Source organism: Agathobaculum desmolans ATCC 43058, from assembly GCF_000701665.1.
GTDB classification, from domain to species: domain Bacteria; phylum Bacillota; class Clostridia; order Oscillospirales; family Butyricicoccaceae; genus Agathobaculum; species Agathobaculum desmolans.
In genome coordinates this window covers 1-4,819 of record NZ_JNJN01000082.1, presented here as the reverse complement: position 1 = coordinate 4,819, position 4,819 = coordinate 1, and the positions used below count along the sequence as shown (strand labels likewise).

At 42.4% G+C, this 4,819-nt stretch carries 8 protein-coding genes; 5 read left to right on the top strand and 3 right to left on the bottom strand.

The window, feature by feature from the left end; all coding sequences use genetic code 11:
* A partial coding sequence (locus T363_RS0113540) for an IS3 family transposase (RefSeq protein WP_031473043.1) occupies nt 1-261 on the top strand: 261 nt, incomplete at its 5' end.
* Nucleotides 262-743: 482 nt separating this feature from the next.
* On the opposite strand, the gene T363_RS0113535 is transcribed toward T363_RS0113540, so the two are convergent.
* Both T363_RS0113535 and T363_RS0113530 read right to left on the bottom strand, forming a co-directional pair.
* Nucleotides 744-1,175 carry a hypothetical protein gene (locus tag T363_RS0113535; RefSeq protein WP_031476684.1) on the bottom strand — a complete coding sequence of 144 codons (432 nt, stop codon included), beginning with the start codon at nt 1,173-1,175 and terminating at the stop codon, nt 744-746.
* A gap of 45 nt (nt 1,176-1,220) precedes the next feature.
* Nucleotides 1,221-2,084, bottom strand: coding sequence for a TraX family protein (locus T363_RS0113530; protein ID WP_031476682.1), 864 nt, complete (start codon nt 2,082-2,084; stop codon nt 1,221-1,223).
* A 124-nt stretch (nt 2,085-2,208) separates the two neighbouring features.
* Between T363_RS0113530 and T363_RS0113525 the strand changes: the two genes are divergently transcribed.
* The 3 genes from T363_RS0113525 to T363_RS16190 are packed head-to-tail and all read left to right on the top strand — an operon-like array spanning nt 2,209 to nt 3,421.
* Nucleotides 2,209-2,586 carry a PadR family transcriptional regulator gene (locus T363_RS0113525; RefSeq protein WP_051643301.1) on the top strand — a complete coding sequence of 126 codons (378 nt, stop codon included), beginning with the start codon at nt 2,209-2,211 and terminating at the stop codon, nt 2,584-2,586.
* Complete coding sequence (locus T363_RS0113520) at nt 2,583-2,978, top strand: hypothetical protein (RefSeq protein WP_031476678.1); 396 nt, start codon at nt 2,583-2,585, stop codon at nt 2,976-2,978. The genes T363_RS0113525 and T363_RS0113520 overlap by 4 nt, the downstream gene beginning before the upstream one ends.
* Before the next feature lie 11 nt (nt 2,979-2,989).
* Nucleotides 2,990-3,421 (top strand): hypothetical protein, encoded by a 432-nt coding sequence (locus T363_RS16190; RefSeq protein WP_154658822.1) that lies wholly within the window; start codon nt 2,990-2,992, stop codon nt 3,419-3,421.
* 66 nt (nt 3,422-3,487) lie between these two features.
* Here T363_RS16190 and T363_RS15340 read toward each other — a convergent pair whose 3' ends face one another.
* Nucleotides 3,488-3,964, bottom strand: a complete 477-nt coding sequence (locus T363_RS15340; protein ID WP_051643300.1) for a helix-turn-helix domain-containing protein — start codon at nt 3,962-3,964, stop codon at nt 3,488-3,490.
* A gap of 359 nt (nt 3,965-4,323) precedes the next feature.
* Here T363_RS15340 and T363_RS0113505 point away from each other — a divergent pair.
* Nucleotides 4,324-4,819 (top strand): helix-turn-helix domain-containing protein (locus tag T363_RS0113505; RefSeq protein WP_154658821.1); only part of this gene is annotated, 496 nt, incomplete at its 3' end.

Sequence of the window (4,819 nt, the reverse complement as noted above, 5' to 3'; positions counted from 1 at the left end):
TTCAGGCAGGCACTTAAAGATCACAAAATCATTCAATCCATGTCAAGGAAGGGTAACTGTTACGACAATTGCATCATGGAGACCTTCTTTGGACGGATGAAAAACGAGATGTTCTACGGGCATGAAAAAGAGTATTCCTCTTTTGAAACGTTTGCTAAGGCTGTTGACACCTACATAAATTACTACAACAACGAAAGAATCCAAGCGAAAACAAAATGGATGCCTCCCGCAAAATTCAGAGAGGCATCCATGTGCACCTAATTCAATTTTTAATGTGTCCAGAATCCTGGGTACATATCAGTTTGAAACTGCTCGAAAAACCTCGTTTTTCGAGCAGTTTCTCGATCGAAACCACGCTTTTGATCGAATCTGCGACTACGAATCGCGCCCTTTGGGCACAATTCTCCGTCGTCTTGTATAAAAACCCACGCGCGTGTCGCGGGTTTTTATGAAAAAGATTATCTAGAGCAACGAATGCAACAGTATGATGATATAAACATGCCTTTAATGTTAAAATAGGATAAATTCTAAAGTTTGTTGGTGCGTAAATCGTAAGTGCAATTATCATCATACTATTAATTTACTATTTTTGAACGAGCCTTGATATGACTACAAATTGAACCAAGTTGCTATTGTTCTAAATTATGTTTGAACAAGAAATCCCATCTAAGATATTTCTTAGATGGGATTTCTGGCTTTTGAAAAAAACAGGAGTTAATTTACACTTGTAGGTATTTAATTTTTCAATGTGTCATGGTTAAAGAAAATGTGCAATTGCCCGCTGCACCAGACAGCAGTCGACCAGCGACACGAACCGTAGCCCCCCCGATAATAGTCCCACCTAATGATCCAGAACCTTGAGAAATTTTTCCTTGATCCACTGTATTCCACTGCAGTGTGATTGGATCTTGGTACTGCAACGAACAATAAAGCTCTTTAGGTCCTTCAGAATTTATAATCTGAACAGATGCATGGTTATCACTACTGAACCAATTAGAGTCAGTAAAAAGAACAGCATCCGTGTCGGTTACTCGGGCTGTATATGTGACAGTCCCTCTGGGAGAGATCTCCTCATTTGTGTTATTTTGACCGACAGCAAGGGCTGGAACGGTCGTGGCAACTATCGACATTGCTAAGCACATTACCAAAGAAACAATTCGCTTATACCGTTTCATTCTAATTCCTCCTAAAAACGATTGATGATACATTCCGTCAATCAGCTAAATCATGATAAACACCTCCCGTATTATACTCAAGATGAATAAATGACCAGGATAGAAAAAATAGAAAAAATACTTTGGGAATATTTTCTTTCCTTCCATCCCATTGTATTGGCTTAGTACGACACAGGATATACTGGCAAACATTGTATACCAAATAGACCTAAGAGGTGAATTAAAAAGAGGTATTTGACTGTACTGGGGAAGAAAAAGATATTCAGTAATTGACCATAAGGTCAATACACCCAAGCAAATTCGTTTGTCCTTTATAATATAAAGAGAAACGATCAGAGGAACCGCAGTCTCCCAATACTCACATTGACTAACCAACGAAATAGTATATATAGATATCCATTCCAAAGTAAGAAGAAGTGTTGCCAAAGCTGTTTGTTTTCGAGTAGCGCTAATTCGGTCAAAATAATTCTGCCAACAGTAAACAGCTAATGCAGAAAGAAAAAGAGTGAGACACACATTTTGGATAGAGCCTTCCCATAAAGTCACATGATTGGTTAGCTCGGCCAATACAGGATCATGTAGAGTGGAATTGTTACCACTATAACGCATGTAGTTGAATTGTGAATTTGCAAAATCATAAAATGGCTCTGCTGCTATGCTTATCGCAAACAAACGAAGAAGGTATTTTTTTATATTACGAGTTTTTAAGCAACCTTCCGCGATGAAATATGCAAATATCGGAAAGGCTATACGACCTATCCCTTCCAGAAAGCAATCTGAGTAATATCCAAGTGGAACATATAAATGAAAAGGATGAAACACATTTGAAATATGATCAATCAGCATTGCTACTATAGCTATTGTTTTTACTTGTGTTGCAGATAATGTTAATCCTCTAAATTTCAGCATGTCATCCCTCCAGCTGTTCTCTATGTAATAGAATAATCCAAATGAATATATTTAGCAATGCTTATTATTGACAATATCAAAACAAAATGTTAGTATAATTTCAACAAACATGTTTGGTGGCGCCATGAAAAAGGAAAGCAAATCTACCAAGGACACTGGCCATTCCTTTGGAGATTACTTTAAACGTGCATTAAATCCCCTGCTCGTGCTCTTGCTGTTGTCTGAGCGGCCAATGTATGTGTATGAAATGACGCAGGAAATTGCGAGACGAAGCAGCGATAAATATACTGTTTCTCTGCTTTATCCCGTAATCCAACGTCTGTTATCTCAGGGGTATTTGTGTGAAGGCCAGAAAGCAATTTCAGATGATAATCGTGTCCGCCAGTATTACGAGATCACTCCCGATGGGATAGCGTATTTGCGGCAGATAGAGGACATTTATTCTGATATGTCCAAAGCGGTACAGCAAATTCGTCAAAACAGCAGGGAGGGCGGAGTATGATGGAGGAAAAGGCCGTACACCGATACGTGCGTGCGGTTTCGCGCAGACTAATTTGCTCTAAGTCAACGCGTTCCAAATTGTTGGATGGCTTACAGCAAGAGTTGATGATCTATTCGGCATTATCTTATGACGATTTGTGTGAAGAAATAGGAATGCCTGAGCAAATCGCCATGCAGATAATGGATAATATAGATAATAAAGAAATTGTCCGTGCAAAGCGAAAATGCTATTTGGCTGCGGCTGTGATTTTGGCTGTATTTATAGTAATACTGATTATATTAGGTGGATATTTTATTCATTCTCAACAGGTTATGCGAAATGATTTCTATGTCAACGAAAAAAATACATCGTCAACTAATCGCATCGTATCTGATGGCATGTTAGATTCATAAGGGTGATTTAAATGAAAAAGCTTATTTCTTCTATTCTTTCAATAGTTATGTTGTGTACTTTAACAGTTCCTGCATTCGCAGCGGATAAGGAAGCGCCTGTAATTGTTGACTATGGTGACGGATACTATCTTAAGGTATCTACTGTGGATTCTTTAACCCCATTTACGATTTACGAAAGGAGCATTACCCGTAAGGCCGAAGCTTATCATGGAAGCATATATATTGGTACGTTTTATTTGAATGGAACATTTCAATACGATACAGTGACTTCCAAAGCAACAGCCGATAGTTGGTCGGCTTCTTCATCTTACGGATATTCAGGCGATTCATGGCGTTCTGGGGCATCGGTAAAAGGAAAATGTACATTCAATTATGCAGGTGGAAAAACATATACTATCACTATGACATGCGATAAAAACGGAAATATGTCGTATACACAGTAAAATTGCTTCATTTCTTTTAAGTCAACGGAAAATCCCACTCAAAATTTTTGAGTGGGATTTTTCATTTCAGTTTGTAGTCTCGTTGTGTGAACCATCCTCCGGTAACTGAATAACTGTCCTCGTTCCTTTATATTTCTCGCGAATCCAGCCCTGCGCGATTTCCAGCAGTTCCTTTATCTCATCCGGGTAGAGTTGCGTAATGTTCGCAAACAGCAGATATTCGTCTATGCTGGCAATTTCGATTTCCAGCGGTTTCTTACCGTCGATGTATTCCTCCTGCACGCGCTCTGCATCAATGATAATGCTCTGCGGCCGCCAGAGCGCATCCCCCTTCGGTGGGGAAACCACTTTGTCCGTTAATCCCATCAGGTAGCTGATGGACACGCCAAAGTAGTTTGCAAGCCTGCCCCATGTTTCATCGTCGCGCGGGGCGCGTGTGCCGTTCTCATAGCTGGACAGCATGCTCTGTGAAATGCCGATCTCTTCAGCCGCTTTCCTCACCGAAAGCCCTTTCTTCTGCCGCAGTTCCTTGATCCTGTTCATCTGGCATTCCTCCTTGCATTAAGGATATCACAGAAAGTTTACAAAGTCAACGTGACTTGATATTGACGTTCTCAATTTGAAGTCGCATAATATAAATAGAGGAATGAGATTGGACAGGCAGCGGGCAGGCCGCGCGGCGGCGGGCAGCGCGAAAGCCGCAGGCGCAGGCCTGCACCGCCGGGGCGGGCGCGGCGAAGCCGCGGCCGTCCCCAGATTCGCCCCCTGTATCTAACAGGGGGGTGTAAATCGCCTATAGCCAACTCCCATCATGTCCCCCGAACCGCATCACGTCTGGGTTTGAAGGACTTGGGGACGGCGCAACAAAAAATGTGAAATGTTACAACGGATGGAGGGATTACTTGGACCATATCAAATGGATAGACAAACAGCGGGCAAGGCGCGAACGCCTTGGCATCTCGCAGGAGGATTTTGCGGTACTGGCTGGGATGTCGCGCACCCACCTGAGCCGTCTGGAAAGCCATGCATCACCTGTGACGAAGAAAGCCATGCGTAAGATTGAACACGCCTTTGCGCTGGCGGCGCCGGACGCTTTGTTCCTGCTGATCGACTATGTACGTATCCGGTTCAAGACAACAGATGCAAGGCACATTATTGAAGATGTACTGCGGATACGGATGAAATATATGGCGCAGGAGCCAAAAGGAGCGTACACCTATACCGGACGGTATTATCACGGCAATATCGTGCTGTATACCTCATGGGATGAAAACAAAGGCGTGCTGCTTGAACTGAAAGGCAAAGGCTGCCGCCAGTTTGAAGCCCTCCTTGGCGCACAGGGCCGGGACTGGATACAGTTTTTCCGCCGCTGTACCGATGAGGAATGTGTATGCAAAC